Annotated in this window: 14 protein-coding genes; all 14 read right to left on the reverse strand. The window is 58.8% G+C overall.

The genetic code is table 11. The features are described from left to right. Positions 1-10: 10 nt before the first annotated feature. The 14 genes from UB31_RS11920 to UB31_RS11990 all read right to left on the reverse strand — a co-directional run bounded on the left by UB31_RS11920 (position 11) and on the right by UB31_RS11990 (position 15411). Complete coding sequence (locus UB31_RS11920) at positions 11-1276, reverse strand: CaiB/BaiF CoA transferase family protein (protein WP_044999810.1); 1266 nt, start codon at positions 1274-1276, stop codon at positions 11-13. A 289-nt stretch (positions 1277-1565) separates the two neighbouring features. Next, positions 1566-2276 carry an SDR family NAD(P)-dependent oxidoreductase gene (locus tag UB31_RS11925; protein WP_044999904.1) on the reverse strand — a complete coding sequence of 237 codons (711 nt, stop codon included), beginning with the start codon at positions 2274-2276 and terminating at the stop codon, positions 1566-1568. 257 nt (positions 2277-2533) lie between these two features. Further along, complete coding sequence (locus tag UB31_RS40405) at positions 2534-3076, reverse strand: UGSC family (seleno)protein (protein WP_156162694.1); 543 nt, start codon at positions 3074-3076, stop codon at positions 2534-2536. Positions 3077-3084: 8 nt separating this feature from the next. Next, the gene (locus UB31_RS11940) at positions 3085-4536 is read right to left on the reverse strand and encodes a thioredoxin family protein (RefSeq protein ID WP_044999811.1); all 1452 of its coding nucleotides are present in this window, start codon (positions 4534-4536) and stop codon (positions 3085-3087) included. Between the two features lie 85 nt (positions 4537-4621). Beyond that, a complete protein-coding gene (gene dctA / locus UB31_RS11945) occupies positions 4622-5980 on the reverse strand; it encodes a C4-dicarboxylate transporter DctA (RefSeq protein WP_063775624.1) in 1359 nt (452 codons plus the stop codon). Positions 5981-6048: 68 nt separating this feature from the next. Beyond that, positions 6049-7041 carry a thioredoxin-disulfide reductase gene (gene trxB, locus UB31_RS11950; protein WP_044999812.1) on the reverse strand — a complete coding sequence of 331 codons (993 nt, stop codon included), beginning with the start codon at positions 7039-7041 and terminating at the stop codon, positions 6049-6051. A 113-nt stretch (positions 7042-7154) separates the two neighbouring features. Further along, positions 7155-7886: a GntR family transcriptional regulator gene (locus UB31_RS11955; protein WP_197087095.1), complete on the reverse strand. Its 732-nt coding sequence runs from the start codon at positions 7884-7886 to the stop codon at positions 7155-7157. Between the two features lie 76 nt (positions 7887-7962). Continuing rightward, entirely contained in the window at positions 7963-9516 is a 1554-nt protein-coding gene (locus UB31_RS11960) for a class I adenylate-forming enzyme family protein (RefSeq protein ID WP_044999814.1), read from the reverse strand. Positions 9517-9573: 57 nt separating this feature from the next. Beyond that, positions 9574-10842 carry an acyl-CoA dehydrogenase family protein gene (locus tag UB31_RS11965; protein WP_082078498.1) on the reverse strand — a complete coding sequence of 423 codons (1269 nt, stop codon included), beginning with the start codon at positions 10840-10842 and terminating at the stop codon, positions 9574-9576. Between the two features lie 505 nt (positions 10843-11347). Further along, complete coding sequence (locus tag UB31_RS11970; protein WP_044999816.1) at positions 11348-12232, reverse strand: LysR family transcriptional regulator; 885 nt, start codon at positions 12230-12232, stop codon at positions 11348-11350. Between the two features lie 227 nt (positions 12233-12459). After that, complete coding sequence (locus UB31_RS11975) at positions 12460-13248, reverse strand: molybdopterin-binding protein (protein ID WP_044999818.1); 789 nt, start codon at positions 13246-13248, stop codon at positions 12460-12462. Next, positions 13238-14083, reverse strand: coding sequence for a cytochrome b/b6 domain-containing protein (locus tag UB31_RS11980; RefSeq protein ID WP_044999819.1), 846 nt, complete (start codon positions 14081-14083; stop codon positions 13238-13240). The genes UB31_RS11975 and UB31_RS11980 overlap by 11 nt, the downstream gene beginning before the upstream one ends. A gap of 125 nt (positions 14084-14208) precedes the next feature. Continuing rightward, a complete protein-coding gene (locus UB31_RS11985) occupies positions 14209-14976 on the reverse strand; it encodes an alpha/beta fold hydrolase (protein WP_044999820.1) in 768 nt (255 codons plus the stop codon). A gap of 126 nt (positions 14977-15102) precedes the next feature. Continuing rightward, complete coding sequence (locus tag UB31_RS11990; RefSeq protein ID WP_044999821.1) at positions 15103-15411, reverse strand: putative quinol monooxygenase; 309 nt, start codon at positions 15409-15411, stop codon at positions 15103-15105. Positions 15412-15455: the final 44 nt, after the last annotated feature.

Raw genomic sequence — 15455 nt, forward strand, 5'->3', positions numbered from 1 at the left:
GATGCCCGTGTCATTCGGCCGCTCGCGGCAGCGAGCCGGACGCATCGATTTCGTCGGGGATGACGTCACCGGCCGCCGCGTTCGCGTAGGCGCCATGTGTAGCCATGAGCTCGTTCAGAATTGCTTCGCGGTGCTGATTGAGGCCCGGCGAGCGGGCGGGCGTTTCGACATCGTTCTCGGCGTATCCGGTCAGTCGGATCGGGTTGCCGGCGGTACGGATATGACGGGTACCCACACCTCTGACCTTCACGATCATGTTCCGGGCCTTGAGCTGCGGGTGATCGAACAGCTTGTCGATCGTGTTGATCGGAGAGCAGGGGACGCCGGCCTCATTAAGCTTTGCAACCCAGTGCTCAACAGGCTCGCGCGTGGTGACCGCCTCGATCGCCGCGATCATGGCGGGACGATTGCTGCATCGCAGATCATTGCTTATGAAACGTGGATCTAGTGCCAACGCGGGCGATCCAAGCGCGTCTGCTATCAGCATGAAAAGCGTGTCGTTGCCCGCGGCTATGATGACGCGTCCGTCCTTTGCGGCGAAGCTTTCGAACGGAGCCAATGAAGGGTGACTGTCGCCGGTGCGGCCAGGTATCTTACCTTCCACGTCATAGCGTGCGAGTGCCGTCTCCATCAGCGCCGCCTGGCAGTCAAGCATGCCGATATCCACACGCGCTCCCTGGGCATTTTGCACGCGTTTGAAGAGCGCGGAGAGGATGCCGACAGTCGCGAACAGAGCGGCACCGAGATCGCCAAAACTGGTCCCAACGCGCGAGGGCGGCCCGTCAGGCCATCCTGTTAAGCTCATCACACCGCCCATCGCTTGCACGACCATGTCGTAACCGGGCAGATCACTGAAGGGCCCCGTATGGCCAAATCCCGAAATCGACGCATAGACGATGTGCGGGTGAGTTTTGGCGAGCCGTTCGGCGCCATAACCAAGCCGGTCCATGACGCCGGGACGAAAGTTCTCGACGACCACATCGGCCTTGTCCAGCAGCCGCTCAAGCAATTCCCTGTCGCGCGGCGACTTGATATCGAGAACGATGCTCTCTTTGCCGCGATTGAAGCACATGAAGTAGGCCGACTCGCCGTCGACGAACGGACCGAACGCGCGCGTATCGTCACCGGTGCCGAACTTCTCGATCTTGATAACGCGCGCACCGAGATCGGCCAGGACCATGGTGCAATACGGTCCGGCCAAGACCCGCGAGAAATCAAGAACTGTAATGCCTTCGAGAGGCCCCTTTTTTGAAGCCTGAATAGGTGTGCCCTGCATAGTACCTCCTCCCAAGACGCTGGCCGGCGTGCTCTCGTCGCGAACAAACACTGAGAATTTCGGTCCGTTGGAGTCCGCGTCGGCTCGTTTTCCGCCCTTCCGGCCCGGGGTCGCCAACGCCGAACTGATGGCATCCCAGCTCAAAGCGGCGAACCGAGATTATCAAATCGGGACGCTTGCCCGGTGAAGTACCGGTCCAGTCGAAAGGCCTGAGTCCGCCAATACCCCTCCGGGGTCCAGCTCGTAGAAGCGGACCGGAGAACTAGTACCGGCCGCCACTCCATAGAGGTCAGCGACCGGCGCTCTGGCCGCCGTCGACGTGCAAAATCTCGCCGGTGACGAAGGGAGCGTTTTCGAGAAAGAGGATCGCGTCGACGATATCCTTGATTTCTCCCATCCGCCCGACGGGATGCTGCTTGGCAAGGAACTCATACTTTTCGGGAGCATGCATTGGCGTCTTCATGACACCAGGAGCGACGGCGTTAACCCGGACTCCCTTTTTTGCATACTCGATCGCGAGCGACTTCGTGGCCGCGTTTAGCCCACCCTTGGTTAGCGAGGCGAGGACCGAGGGAACATTGCTGTTGGCGTGATCGACGAGGCTGGTCGTAATCTGCACGATATGGCCGGAGCCTTGCTTCAACATTTCGGCCGCGACTCGTTTGGTGATCCGGAAGAAGCCTCCAAGATTGACCGCAACGATCGAAGCATAATCTTCCTCGGTATAGTTGATCAGCGGCTTGGCGATGAATATCCCCGCATTGTTGATGAGGGTGTCGATACGTCCGAAACGTGCCAAGCCTTCCTCGACGATGCGATCAGCCGTCTTGGGATCCGCGACGTCGCCCGCGATCGTCAAGATGTCCGGATCCGTGCTGGGCTTGATGGAGCGTGAGTTGGCAATCACACGGTAATTGTGGTCGCTATACGCCTTCACGAGCCCGGCGCCGAAGCCCTGCGATGCGCCGGTGATGACGACGACCTTCTGCTCTGTACCCATGCCTGCCTCATTCATCAGCGGACGACGTCATTACCACCCGCCAGACGGTCCACGTCTGATCCCACAAACCTAGTGCGAGTTGGGCACGCGCCGAATGGCCGTCATCCGGCAGGTTCTGTTCCAGAAACTGGAACAATGGGTAGCCACACTAGAAGCCGCCGAGGCCGCCGTTTTTCGTTCAAGGAGCAGGTGGCCGCCCGCCGAACTCAGCCAGGAGCCGAGTTCGGCAATCGCAGTCCTTCAATTCACGCGACCCCTTAGGCCGTTTCGCGCATTTTCGGCTTGGACTGATCACGTGCGATCATCTGCAGAATCTCATCTACCGCGGCTTCGGCCCACCGATGGAGCTCTGCCGTGGTTCTATTCTGAAGCGGATGCGCCACGTACACCGCGGCACCATCCAGACCGATCGATGCTTTCTGGGACTCGAACGCCTGCCGAAATTCAGTCGTCAGGACACTAACGCCGGCAAGGCCTTTCTTATCGAGATCATTCAAATCATGCGTGGAGCATGACGTGCACGATCCGCAGTCCGACAGCGCAATGATGACTGCATCACAATTTTCGGCAATGTCCTTGATCATTTCACGAGGGGCGACCCGGGTATTTGTGGGCTTCTTGTATCTGAGGGTCTTGATGCCGCGTCCGGCGCAAAGCTGTTCGAGACGGTCGATGAACTCGTCGCCACGCATCTTCCCGATATCCATGAGCGCGATTGTCTTACCGCCGACGGTCTCGAGCGGGGCTACACGATCCCGCAACGCCGAGGCCGACTCGGCCGTGGGGTCGCGGAAACTCACTCCGTATCTCATATGGTAATCTCCCTGGTGACTGGCTTTGATTCATTCCGGAAACGGCCACCGGTCCAGCCGGCGCAGATCGCTGAGAACAAGCCCGCCTGTCCGCCAGCCTGAACGATCAGGAGGCCTTCGGGCCAGAACTTGTTGACCATTTCGTCGACCCGCTTTCGGTCGATACCTTCGCCGACACCATGTGCGCCTTGGATCACATCCTTTCCGGGACGTACCATTGCCCTGTGAAGCTCCTCGGTGATACGTCCGCGGTCCCATCCGGCTTCGCGGAAGATCGCATAGTGCTCGGGCACCAGAACCAGCATGGCGTTTGTGAATTCGCACAGCTTGGGATGTCCGACCGCGAGCAAGGACATGGCCAGCGATTTCGTGAGTTCTTCGGGAGTTCGGGATCGCTGGTCTAGGAACCCTTGAATTCCGTCACCTTGGAAAAGCGTAACCGCATTCTTGTCACGCCCGATCCCACGCGCGACTGAGAGCGGCATCCATGTTGGATCGGACTCATCCTCCGCGAAGCAGAATGTATATTTACCGGGACCTCCCAGCACTGCACGGTCGAGCTCTCCCGGGCGGCCGCCCCCGACATTGCGAATGATCAGTTGAAGCGCCCGGCCGATCGTTGCGTTGGCGCGGTTACCCTGGCCAAGACAATTGATGCCGGAGTTCATGCCGATCTCGCGAGCGATCGGTCCATTTACAACGACAATAGGGCCCGAAAAGCATGTCGTGCACAACAGACCGTGCATCGTGAAGAGCGGATCCAACGCTGCCTCGAGTGCGCTCAGAACGACCGGCATATATTCGGGCCGGCAGCCGGCCATCACCGCGTTGATCGCGACCTTCTCGACGGTGATGGGTGAGAGATTGGGGGGAACGTCGCCGATGATCTCGTCGGGCTTGCGTGTCGTCCCTTCAAGCATGCGCAAAATGCGAAGGTCGGTCGGTGGAACTACCGGCAGCCCGTCGCTGAAACCGCGATCGAAGCAAACTTCGATGTCGTCATCCCACTCGCCGAGCCGGATCTGCCGCGACTTGTAGTCAAGCTTGCCGTACTTAGCGCGCAAGGCGTCGTGAACGCCCGGCTCCCGTGATTTCGAGCCGCACCCGGGCCGCATGTCCGGCAAGCCCTCTCCGAGAGCTTTGAGACCCGTAATCGTCTCCCAATCATGACGATTCCAACCGTAGGTTCGCGCGATCTCCTTACCATCTTTCATGCGGACGAGTGTCGGAACGGCTTCGATATCGAACGAGAAAGATGATTCGAGCGACGTATCGTCAATTGCTGCGACGCACGACGGAAAGGTCGGATCGTCCTGCGTATAGATGACGATCGGTAGGTTGTCGGCAATCTGCCCAAATACCGGTTCGACCATTTGGCAGGTCTCGCATTCGCGTTTGGCGAAGATCACAACACCATCCTGCTGTCGCTCGCTGATATCCACGGTCATGGTCTCCCTACTCTTAGATCGGGGTGTCCACTCGCGATTGCCGCAAGATCACCGCCCTTGGTCAATTACAAAGTCGACGCTATTTTTAGTCCGGCTGCGGCGATATCATCGACGCCGCCGGGACCACCTCTTGGTCGGCAGAAGTCACAAAGGGTTTGAGGTTAAATTTCACCCCCGCACCAAACCGCTGCGCATAAGCAGAATCGGCCTGCACCGGATCGAATTCTGCGCTCATTTTTGAAACAACGACGGTCGCGACGCCATTTCCGATGATGTTCGTCACGGATCTGGCTTCCGACATGAAGCGATCGATGCCAATCAGCAACGCGAGCCCCTCCACGGGCAACACATGCGTGGCAGAGAGTGTCGCTGCGAGAACCACAAACCCCGATCCTGCGACCGAGCCGGACCCCTTGGAGGTGATGAGAAGCAACAGCAGAAGTCCGATCTGTTGCAATACGGTCATTTCGATCCCATAAGCCTGCGCAATAAAAAGAGCAGCCATCGAAAGGTAGATCGCAGTGCCATCGGCATTGAACGAGTAACCGATCGGAAGGACGAGTCCGACGCTCGATCGTGAACATCCCAACTGTGAAAGCTTGTCCATCAGCCGCGGCAGCACGCTTTCTGAGGAGCAGGTCCCGAGGACGATGAGGGCCTCGTCGGCCATGTAGCGCAGAAAGCGAACGAAGCTGAAGCCATTCAATCGGGCAACCGCGCCGAGCACGACGAACATGAAGATGATGCAGGTCGCGTAGACGGCAACCAGCATATGGCCCAGGACAAGGATTGATCCGAGGCCGTAGCGGCCAACGGTAAACGCCATGGCGCCGAATGCGCCGATTGGCGCGAGCCGCATGATCATCCCGACGATCTTGAACAGAATATCGTTCGCGGACTGGGCCACCAAAACAAAGGGCCTCGCTCGATCACCGACCAAAACGGCCGCACAGCCGAACAATACTCCGAAGAAGACGATTTGGAGCAGATCGCCCTTCGCAAAAGCCGCCACCGCGTTGTCAGGAACGATGCCAGACAGGAAGTCGAAAAAATAAGACCCGACGGGAGCCGCTTTATATTTAGATATGTCGACGGCCTGGCTACCGACGGCAGCCTTGTCGAAGCCGGCGCCCGGCTTCAGGACGTTCATAACGATCATGCCGACGACCAGAGCAATCGTCGAGACTACCTCAAAGTAGATCAGCGCTTGTCCGCCCACGCGCCCCAACCGACGCAAGTCACGCACTTCCGCAACGCCGATAACGATCGTGAGAAACGCGATTGGCGGAATGACCATCTTGATCAACTTGATGAAGATGTCGCTCAAGATCTGCATCGAGACCCCGACAGCGGGCCAAAGCACACCCAGGGTCGCGCCCAACAAGAGTGCCAGCAAGACCTGCACGGTGAGATTCTTCGAGAGCCTTCCGAGCAATGTCGTCATCTGAGCTTTCTCTTTGGGGGGTGCTTGCACGGAATGCCGGATTAACGATGAAGGAAAGCGTCTCCTGGCTAGGCCACCGGCTGGGGGATTCCAACGGGCGGTCGGTTCGCGGCGTGTGACGCGCGATCGGCTAGATATTTTTCTGCTTCGAGCGCCGCCATGCAGCCCATGCCAGCTGCGACGACGGCCTGCTTGTAACGGTCGTCGCTCACATCACCCGCCGACCAGACGTTCTTGCGCGACGTCGCCGTCGACCACGGAGCAATCTTGATGTAGCCGTCATCAGTCATGTCCAACTGGTCTCGAAAGAGCGACGTCGCGGGGTCATGACCGATGGCCACGAACGCGCCGTCGACCGCGATCACAGATTCAGTTCCCGTTGTTCTGTCGTGCAGCCGGAGTCCGGCCAGGCGGGGTGATGGCTCATCTTTTCCGAGGAAAGCGACGATCTCGGTATTCCACATCACGTCAATCTTCGAGTGGCCGAAGAGACGATCCTGCATGATCGGCTCGGCGCGCAGGCTGTCGCGCCGATGAACCAGCGTTACCTTGGAAGCGTGATTGGTCAGATAGAGAGCTTCTTCGACGGCCGTATTGCCGCCTCCTATGACGACGACCTCTTTGCCGCGATAGAAGAATCCATCGCAAACGGCACAAGCCGAGATGCCGTAGCCCGAATAGTCGGCTTCGCCGGGACGACCGAGCCATTTTGCCTGCGCGCCCGTCGCGATGATCAGAGTGTCCGCCAGATAAACATCGCCGGAGTCGCCTTGGGCGACGATTGGATCCTGCGAAAGGTCGACCGAAGTGATGGTGTCGTAGATGATGCCGGTGCCCACATGCTCGGCCTGCCGCCGCATTTGATCCATGAGCTCCGGCCCTTGGACTGCCTCGGCAAACCCGGGAAAATTTTCGACGCCCGTGGTCGTGGTGAGCTGTCCGCCTGGCTGTATCCCTGTGACCAGCACCGGATTGAGATTTGCCCGAGCCGCGTAAATCGCGGCCGTATAGCCGGCAGGCCCCGCACCGATGATCAGGACCTTCGTCTCGAATCTGGCCACGCGAATACCTCACAAACTGGAATTCCAGTTTATGGCAAATGTAATATTTCACGTCAACTGGTATTCCAGATTGGTCTACGCAACGCCTCGATTACGAGGGCCTCGGTTTGCCATCACTTCAGCGGGCCGACGATGCGCATGGCAAGTTGCTGGACGATCTTCAAATGCGAGGTGAGCTCTTCATTCGCCTCAGCGATGCGGCCCGTTATCGTCAAATCGACGATCCGCCGATGCTGCTCCACCGCTCTGCGCATCCGCTCAAGGTCGGGAGGCAACCGATGGCGAATGGCATCGAGCTTATGCGTGATGATTTGATATGCTTGGGTCAGGAGAGGGTTTTCCGCTGCGTGCACAAACGCCTGGTGGAATGCCGAGTCCATTCTCTCGGCCTCTTCGACGTCCTTCGCCTCAACTGCCAACGCACCGCCAGCAATCTGTTTCGAAACCGCACTGGCGAGCCGCTCGGGATAATCCGTAAGAATGCGAAGGGCGCCTAGCTCGAGGATCGTGCGCATCTCACACAAGGCACGCACGGACTCCTCGTCCAAGACCATAACGAACGTCCCACTCTGGGGGCGGATCACCACCAGTCCTTCTCGCGCGAGGCTGGCAAGAGCCTCTCGCACCGGCGTTCGGCTGATCCCTAGAGACGACGCGAGCACGCGATCGGACAGCTTCTCGCCGAATCCGAATGTTCCACGGATGATACCTTCGCGGATCGTCTTCTCCGCTTGCGCGCTCAGATCTACAGTTTGGTCCATAAATCTGGCATACCAGAGCCTCAGATCGAGAGCAATGAACGGGCGCACCATTTGACTTAACCGCCGTTCTAACGCGCCGCTCATGCACATCGACATCGTAAGTCATCTATGACCGATGTCGCCAACCGACGCGGGTGACCGAGATAGCTTCATTCGACGTTTACTGCTTGGCCTGACGAACCGAAGCAGCCAACTTGCTTTTCAGGATCTTTCCCGTGGCTGTTGCCGGTAGGCTTTCGAGCCTGATGATCTGCGACGGCCGCTTATAGGACGTCAGAAGAGGATTTATATACTCCGCCAAGTCGTCAACGGTCGTTTCCGCGTCCGATTGCAGCTGTACGAACGCTATGACTTCCTCATTGCCCGGGACCGGCTTTCCCACAACCGCGGACTGAATGACCGCTGGGTGGGAGTTTAGAACCGCCTCTACTTCGGCTGGGTATACATTGAAGCCTGACCGAATGATCATTTCCTTTGCCCGCCCCACGATATACAGGCAAGCATCGTCGATACGGCCAAGGTCCCCCGTATTGAACCATCCCCCACCGTCGATGGCCGCGGCGGTCAGCTCGGGTGCGTGATAATAACCCAGCATGACGTTCGGTCCGCGGACGTGCAGCTCGCCGACCTCGCCCGCAGCTGCAATCGAGCCATCCAATCTGACGATACGCCCTTCCACGCCCGCAACGAACGAGCCCACGGTCTGATCACTTTTCGGCTCATCAGGACGAACGCTTGAGATGGTCGGCGAGCACTCCGTTGTCCCGTAGCAGTTCAACAGTGGGACTCGGTATCTCTCTTCGATACGCGATTTCAGTGTGAGATCCAGCGGCGCGCCGGCAACCATTAAGTGCTTGAGGACGCCGCAATCATCGCGCATAGCGCCGAAGGCATCTTCGTATTCCAGCAATCTTTGAAACGTCGCGGGGACTCCGCCGAGTATTGATACCTCCCCACTCGATATTGCTTTTGAAACAAGCGCCGGCTCGAATCTACGGACTAGGCGGCCGGTTGCGCCCATCATCATGGACATCAGCAGAAACGTGAACCCGGCGATGTGTGAGATTGGAAGAACAATATAGAGCTGGTGGCCGATCCCTCGGGCCTCATACAAAGCGTTTGTTCGCGCGCTAAAGAGAAGGTTCTGATGCGTGAGCATAACTCCTTTTGGAGTTCCCGTGGTGCCCGATGTGTAAACAAGAATAGCAACTTGCTTATGCCCGTCTTCCTCGACGCGCTCCGGACGCGCGGCCACGTTGATTTCGGACGCAGCGATCTCGGCAAAACCGACGATACCGGCGGACTTTGCGTTGTAAGACACCGCGTGCGTTGCAGCCTCAGGAGACACGCCGGAGGCGAACAGAACCAAGCGCGCGCCGCTGTGCTCTCGGATTTGCTCCAGCTCCCGTTGCGAAAGCCGCGGGTTGACAATTATTGCCCATGCATCGAGCCGGCTCATGGCCAGTAAAAGGACGGCGGCCGCGGCGCAGTTCTCGCTGACAATCATCGCGCGATCGCCGGCGCGTACCCCCAGTTCGCCCAATCGCGTAGCCGTATCCATCGAGGATCGCCTTAGCTCCTCAAATGTCAGTGCATTCGCATGGTCGATGACGGCGGGTTGCTTCGGCGCAATGGCCGCTTGGTTATCTACCGCCAAGTGAAGACGACGCGGCAACTCCGCGATGATGTCATCGATACTAAGCGAATGAGCCACGCACTACCTCCCCGCGACCGGCCTTTGCGCTATTCGGCGCGGAAGCTCCATTGAAACCTACAAAGCTTGATTTACGCGCGGCCGAAGAGACCTTGCGATGACAACATTCTGTATCTCAGTTGTTCCATCCAGGTACTGGGCAGCTTTAGCGCCAGCGAGATGGCGCGAGATAGGTGTCTCGGCCAAGAGTCCACGCGCACCACTGAGCTGCATGCATTGAGCGACCGCGCTCAACGCTACTTTTGTAGAAAATTTCTTGGCGTGCGCAGCATCAATTGTCGCCCGCTCCCCTCGATCAAGCTTCGATGCAGCAGCCTTGAAGAGCAGCTCTGAGGCCGAAAGATCTGTGGCGACGTCGGCCAGCATCCATTGCACCCCTTGAAAGTCGATCGTCCTTGAACCAAACGCCGAACGCTCGGCCGTTGCCTCTATTGCGAATGCGAGGCTTGCTTCCATCATTCCGCAACACATAGCGCTAACCAGCGTGCGCGCGACATCAATCCCGCTCATCGCCCGTTTGAACCCTTCACCGGGATGAGCAAAAAGCGCTTCATGGGGCACGAAGCAGTCGGCGAGTTCGACGCCGGCAAGACCCATGGAATGGCACCCGACGAGGTCATACGGAGCCGTGATGGAGAGGCCTGGACATTCCCTCTCGATGAGAAAGGCGGCAATGCCTGCCGGCCCCGTTCCAGAGTCGGTCTGGGCGTATACGAGAAAGAGATCTGCGGACGTGGCATTGGTAATCCATGCCTTGGATCCGCTTATGCGCCAGCCCCCTTTGTCAGGCGTCGCTGTCGTCCGCATGGCGGCCGCATCAGAGCCTGCTGAGGGCTCGGCTATGCATACGGACAGTATCAGCTCTCCGGATAGTACAGAGCGAAGGTATCGCGCGATCTGAGCCGGCGATCCTTGCTCCGATATCGATCCAGCAACCGCGCTGTGCACCGCCAAGCTGAACGCGAACGCGAAGTCCGCGGAGGCTAGGATTCGCAGGACGGCTCCTGTGGACGAATAATCGAGACCCAGGCCGCCAAACTCAGCACCGATTCTAATTGATCCAATTCCCGCATTGATCGCTTCACGGATTTCGGCCGTGGCCATCGCGCGCGACTTCTCCCAAACAGGGGCTCTCGGCAATATCCTCGTCCGAGCGAACTCCTCCGCGATCGTTATTATGTTCATCAATCTTCCATAGGAAGCTGCGGGCCTGGTCACGTCCGCTGGTCGGGTTGGCGCTTGAGGTTCTGAACAGCATTCAGCCGCGATAGGTAGGCGGGCTGAGGATGCTGGGTGCGGAATTTTCCGGCGCGTTCGAACTCCCATCGGGTTGCTATTAGATCCCGCCGTCTTGACGGCAGCCTTCGCGTTCCCGCAAAATTTTCGATCAGGCCTGTTCAGAGCTAGGCAGTCACCGGCGTCACCATCAAGCGCATTTTTGAGATAGATATATCTCTATTGGAGATAAGTGGAGGGCCGACATCGTTCTCCATGCCGTCCATTGCATGAGATGCCCGGATACACGGCGTTCTTGCAGTGTCTTTCAAAATTTGCGCGCGTTGTCACGTTTGACAAGCGTGGACAGGGGCAGCCGATGCACTCGCAAAAGACGCCCCGCGAGAGCGCGACGTCTCTCACGGCAAGTCCAACGTGATCGATGCCGATCGTCAAAGGGGCATCATCCAGCATTCAGACAACCTCCTGATATCGTTGACTTGGTGTCCGGCACACTAAATCTACCGCCCCGCGATTATGTTCGAACGGACGGTGGGCGGAAGCTTCTGTTCGGAAACGCGAAACCGTGCCGAACGACGTGAAAAAGGCAAACCGTTTAACCCGTGAACTCCCGGCGTGCCGCGCGCACACTCGCCACGATGTGCGCATGCACCTCCGAAACCCTGCGTGTATGGTGCGTGTCGGGATGCGAAATCAGCCAATAGTTTCGCACAAAGCGAACCTCAGGCAACAACCGCTTGAGCTCCGGAAACCGTCGCGCGGCGTAGTCGTGAAGTATGCCCACGCCGTGACCGCCCCTCACCGCCTCCATCTGCGCCACAACGCTCCCGCACTCGTAGTGCCTCGTCATGACTTTTCCGAGTGAGGACGCGTAGTCGAGCGCTCGGCTGTAGACGAAATCCTCAACATGCGTCACGAAAAGATGGCCGGCGAGATCGGCTTGCTTTCGGATTGGTCCTAAGCGCTTCAGATAGCTCTCTGCACCGTAAACACTGAGCGTGTAGTCCGTAAGCTTCTTGACAATCAGGCGCCCTTGCTTCGGACGGTCCAAGGTGATCGCAATGTCGGCCTCCCGCCTCGATAGCGAGAATGTTCGCGGCAGCGGGACAAGTTGAATGAGCAGGTCGGGGTGCTGCGCGGCAAGCGCACCGAGGTGGTTGGCTAGAAAGTAGTTCCCCAATCCATCAGGAGCGCCGACGCGGACCGTGCCAGAGATGGCGTCCGATGATCGGCCAAGTTGGGTGCCGACCTGAAGGAATTCGGATTCGGCACGCTCCGCCGCAGCGACGAGGGCCTCGCCTGCGCTTGTCAGGACACAGCCCGTTGTACGCCGTTCGACCAACCGGGTTTTCAGTTCCTGCTCAAGCGCGGTGAGTTGCCGTGCAACGGTCGCGTGGTTTACACCCAAGCGCCGAGCGGCACCGAGAATTTGACCCGTGCGGGCGACCTCTAGGAATATGCGGATGCGGTCCCAATCCATCGAGTTCAATTCCCGCAAGCACACTACGAATTTTTTCAATGATGTGGAGATTTCAACATTCCATATCGAATCTATGGAAGCAAGCAGGCTACGCCTGCGTCGCCAAAGCGAAAGATGACAGTCGGGAGCTTGCAGTATTGGTCACTGCGACGTCCGGTGCCTACCTCGCGGCCTTACCCGCGGAAGGAGGCTTGGATACCGGCGGCTTATGATAAATACGGAGTCGCTCAGATCCCGGCATACCACTCATAGCCGCGATCTTCCCAATAGCCGCCTTGGCCGCCATGCAGACCAGAGAGGCTTTGCACTAGTTCGATACGCATGATGTATTTGGCCATCTTGTAACCGAGCTGCCGCTCGACGCGCAATCGCAGCGGTGCACCGTGGCGGACGGTCAGCGGTGTGCCGTTCATGTCATAAGCGAGGATCGTCTGCGGATGCGCAGCATCGATCAGATCGATGCTCTCATAGTAGCGGATCTTCTCGGGATAGGCAGATTCGCCGCCATCGTCCAAGGTGTCGGCGCAATGGAATACGGCAAAGCGTGTCTCTGGTCTCACGCCAGCGCGCAACAGGAGTTCCGAGAGCGGCACGCCGGACCATTTGGCTATGCAGCTCCAGCCTTCGACACAATCATGCCGGGTGATCTGGGTCCGGGTGGGCATGGCACGCAATTGCTCAAGCGACAGCGACAGTTCGTGCTCAACGAGGCCATGAACCTTCAGGCGCCAATCGGTGAAATGATTGCCGACGAGCTTGAGGTAGTCCTCGTCCTGCGGATCAATTGAACCATTGGGACGAAACGCCGGGGAGATGTCGGCCTCACTATATTCGGGCGCGAGCCGATGAGCCCCAATGAGGAAGCGCTGCATTTTATAAGTGAGGCTGCTTGCGGCATTGAGGACAGAACGGACGCGCGGTGCGACGGCGACGCGGTCACAGCCCGACAAAGCGAGGCCACTAGTTGCCGCAAATGCCCACAACAAATCGCGACGCCGTGGATGTTCAAGCGACATCTGGCGTCCTCGGATTGCCGAGATCGTACCAGCCGGTGATCATTGAGCGCAGATTGTTCCAGACACCCGAGGCCAGCACCATCATGAGATGTACAATAACGAAAAACGTGAGGCTCGATGCGACGAAGAAGTGGATCAGCCGCGCCGATTGGCGCCCGCCGAACAGCGTGAGCAGCTGCGGCACGGCGCTGTCAATCCCGGGCGACATCGTAAGGCCCGTGAGGATCATCAACGGGAACAGGACGAAGACGACCGACAGATAGGTCAGCTGCTGCAGCACATTGTACCGCCTCGCCGCTGCACCGCGTGGGAAGCGCAGGCGCAGATGCTCAAGGACCTCCCTCCCGACATGGCTGAGTTCGCGGCGGCTGGGGAAAAGATCTCGGTCAAAGTGCCGCCTTACGGTGCCCCAGGCAAAATAGACGAGACCATTCAGAACCAGCAGCCAGGCAAAGAAAAAATGCCAACGCCGGCCAGTCGCCAGATCCTGGTTGCTCGGGATCGTGATCCAGCTTGGAAAGGCACGCCGTGAGATTTGGCCGTCCTCGCTCGAGATGCCGAGTACGCCTGACGTATCGAAGGAATGGCCAGCGATCATTGTCTCTCCAACGAGGCCGTCCTCGGACAGGCGCGCTTGGATCGACATAGCTGGATGGTCAAAGTCCGATCGCTCGCCTAAATAGAGCGCCGGGTGGGCATTAAAGATCTGCAGTCCGCTCATCAGGAGCAGTGTGAAGCAGACCGCGTTGATCCAATGCGTGACACGCACCAGCGCGGCATGGCGGAGGTACCAGCGCTCGGCGACAGGCCGATCAGTGCTGGGAACGGTGGCCATATCATGCTCCGGCGCTTCGGACGCGCTACCTGCCAAGCGCACATACTTCACGTGTCGGTGGACCGCAAAGTATGTGCACTCTGAGCGGAATGAGGCGATCAGCGGCGTGATCGCCAGTTCTTCATTTACTTCGCGGCGTCCTCGATCACGCGGGCGATCGCGGCGGGCTGCGAGACGAAAACAGCGTGGCTTGCGGGCACTTCGGTGACCTTGGCGCCCGAACGCTTGTACATCCAGCGCTGAAGCTCAGGGCTGATCACGTGGTCCTCAGTGGTCAGAATGGCGTAGCTGGGCTTGTTGTGCCAGGCCGCCACCGAGAGCGGTGCACCCATAGCCTTCTGGGCAAGCTGCTGCTCCGAGTCGGCCATGAACTGAGCTTGCTCCGCCGGGACGTCCTGGGCATAGGTTTCCCGGAACTTCGCCGCCGGGATGAAGAAATACTTGTTGTCCGGCGTAGCCTTGTTGACGGAGACCCGCATGGCATCGTTCGGCGCAGCGAACTTCGACATCAGCGCACCGCTGGCCTCTCCCTTGTCGGGCTGCAAGGCGGCCACATAGACGAGCGCGCTGACCTTGGGATCGGCGCCAGCTTCCGTGATCACCGAGCCGCCATAGCTGTGACCGACCAGCACGACGGGACCGGTCTGCTGATCGATGACGCGCTTGGTGGCATCGACGTCCTCGGCGAGGCCGGTGAGCGGCTCCTGCACGATCGTCACATGGAAGCCATCCTTGGTCAGGATATCATAGACGGCGCGCCAGCCTGAGCCATCCGCCAATGCGCCATGGACGATGACGACGTCCTTCGCAGCCGGCTTCGTCTCGGCGTGGGCGACCGCACCAGTCATGGCAAGCACGAGGGCGATCGCGGAAGTCTTTCGTAGTAAGGACATGGGAGTCTCCTAGTATGTTTCAGCTTGCCCGTCTCGCAGGACCATCTCGGCGCCGGGCGGTGTCCGGTGATGGCTAATCAGGGTTGATAGAGGCCGAGTTCGCGTCCGGCTTGGCAGAGGCCAAGATCAGGCCGGCTGATTCTTCACGGCCAGAACGTCGACCGGCTCGACTGACGGCGGCTTTGCCAGCATTTCCTCGACCCGCGACATCAAAGCCTTCGCCATGTTGCCGGCGAGATGTGCCTGGCGATCTTCTTCGCTGGTAAAGGCGTCGAACACGCCGAACGTCGTCGGCGAGAGCTGCAGGGCAAACCAGACTGGCGTGCCCGCCTCTTGATTTGTCAGATCAAGGCCGCTGACGAGAAAATCTTTCACCGCCCGTTCCTTGCCGGGCTTGGCTTCCAGCCGGACGAATAATCCACACTTGAGCGTCATTGCTTATCTCCATTCGTTGATCGCCAAAAACTCCAAGGTGGACG

Source organism: Bradyrhizobium sp. LTSP849, from assembly GCF_000938255.1.
In the GTDB taxonomy this organism is placed as follows: Bacteria; Pseudomonadota; Alphaproteobacteria; order Rhizobiales; family Xanthobacteraceae; genus Bradyrhizobium.

Excerpts from the sequence above, each read along its gene's own strand:
- UB31_RS11920 (WP_044999810.1), bottom strand. The coding sequence starts at position 1,276 with ATGCAGGGCACACCTATTCAGGCTTCAAAAAAGGGGCCTCTCGAAGGC.
- UB31_RS11925 (WP_044999904.1), bottom strand. The coding sequence starts at position 2,276 with ATGGGTACAGAGCAGAAGGTCGTCGTCATCACCGGCGCATCGCAGGGC.
- UB31_RS11940 (WP_044999811.1), bottom strand. The coding sequence starts at position 4,536 with ATGACCGTGGATATCAGCGAGCGACAGCAGGATGGTGTTGTGATCTTC.
- dctA (WP_063775624.1), bottom strand. The coding sequence starts at position 5,980 with ATGACGACATTGCTCGGAAGGCTCTCGAAGAATCTCACCGTGCAGGTC.
- UB31_RS11955 (WP_197087095.1), bottom strand. The coding sequence starts at position 7,886 with ATGAGCGGCGCGTTAGAACGGCGGTTAAGTCAAATGGTGCGCCCGTTC.
- UB31_RS11965 (WP_082078498.1), bottom strand. The coding sequence starts at position 10,842 with ATGGGAGTTCGAACGCGCCGGAAAATTCCGCACCCAGCATCCTCAGCC.
- UB31_RS11970 (WP_044999816.1), bottom strand. The coding sequence starts at position 12,232 with ATGGATTGGGACCGCATCCGCATATTCCTAGAGGTCGCCCGCACGGGT.
- UB31_RS11975 (WP_044999818.1), bottom strand. The coding sequence starts at position 13,248 with ATGTCGCTTGAACATCCACGGCGTCGCGATTTGTTGTGGGCATTTGCG.
- UB31_RS11980 (WP_044999819.1), bottom strand. The coding sequence starts at position 14,083 with ATGGCCACCGTTCCCAGCACTGATCGGCCTGTCGCCGAGCGCTGGTAC.
- UB31_RS11985 (WP_044999820.1), bottom strand. The coding sequence starts at position 14,976 with ATGTCCTTACTACGAAAGACTTCCGCGATCGCCCTCGTGCTTGCCATG.
- UB31_RS11990 (WP_044999821.1), bottom strand. The coding sequence starts at position 15,411 with ATGACGCTCAAGTGTGGATTATTCGTCCGGCTGGAAGCCAAGCCCGGC.